At 61.9% G+C, this 1,074-nt stretch carries 1 protein-coding gene; it reads right to left on the reverse strand.

Features of this window, described 5'->3' with window-relative positions; genetic code table 11:
• Positions 1-268 precede the first annotated feature (268 nt).
• Positions 269-1,074, reverse strand: an 806-nt coding sequence (locus XH84_RS31780; RefSeq protein WP_128917759.1) for an IS110 family RNA-guided transposase, incomplete at its 5' end; no start/stop codon positions are given.

Genomic DNA, 1,074 nt, shown 5'->3' on the forward strand with positions numbered 1-1,074 from the left:
GGGCCATGTGTGGACGGCTCCGGGTTGGCAAGGAGAATCTTCACGTCGCAGTATTGGTCGGAGCAGCCATGTGTTCGGCCTGTTAGCGCGGTTCACGTGACCGCTGGCCATAATGCCCTCCGCGGATCAGGTCCCGGTCAAAAGCACGCATTCGATGATGCTGTGGCCCATGTGGGTTGTCCTGATCGCCGGATCGACCGGCACTGCATTACGTGCTGTTCGCCCTCCCAACCGTTACGTCACGCCGGCGATGTCGACGCGATCTCGTTTAGGCCGCCAGCGCGGCCGGCTCCTGGTAGCGTTCGTTCCTCGCCATCATCGCCCAAGCCATCCTGGCGAGCTTGTTGGCAAGCGCGATGGCCGCGACCTTGGTGGGCCGCCGGGCCAACAATCGCGTGAGCCATGGCCGATGCCCCGTGCCATGGATCTTGGCGTAGCGGATTACGGCGAGCGCGCCAGCAGTGAACAGGCTACGCAAATAGCGATCGCCCTGCTTGCTGATGCTGCCAAGCTTGTCTTTGCCCCCGCTCGAGCTCTGCTTTGGCACGAGACCAACCCAGGCCGAGAAGTCCCGCCCGGATCGGAAGGCTTTGGGATCGGCAATGCTGGCGACCAGCGCTGTTGCCAGCGCCGGACCGACGCCAGGGATCGCGTCCAGCTGTTTGCTCGTCGCATTTGATCGATGCCAGGCGATGATGCGGCGGTCAAACTCAAGGATCTGACCTTTAAGGGCGCGCAATTGACCACCGAGGGCAGTAAGACATGCTCGGGCCACCTCGGGCAGACGACCATCGGCTGGATCAGCGACAACTTCCAGCAATTGCTCGACACCTCGGCGCCCGACAGGGGCAACGATCCCGAACTCGGCAAGATAGGCACGGATCGAGTTGATCACTGCTGTCTGTTGACGGATGAAAAGATGGCGCGCTCGATGCAGCATCAGGCAGCTCTGCTGCTCGACTGTCTTGGTCGGCACAAATCGCATGTTGGGTCGCGTGACCGCTTCACAGATCGCCTCAGCGTCCATCGCGTCGTTCTTCTGCCGCTTGACGTAGGGCTTCACATAGGCCGGAG

The organism is Bradyrhizobium nanningense (genome assembly GCF_004114535.1).
Lineage (GTDB): Bacteria > Pseudomonadota > Alphaproteobacteria > Rhizobiales > Xanthobacteraceae > Bradyrhizobium > Bradyrhizobium nanningense.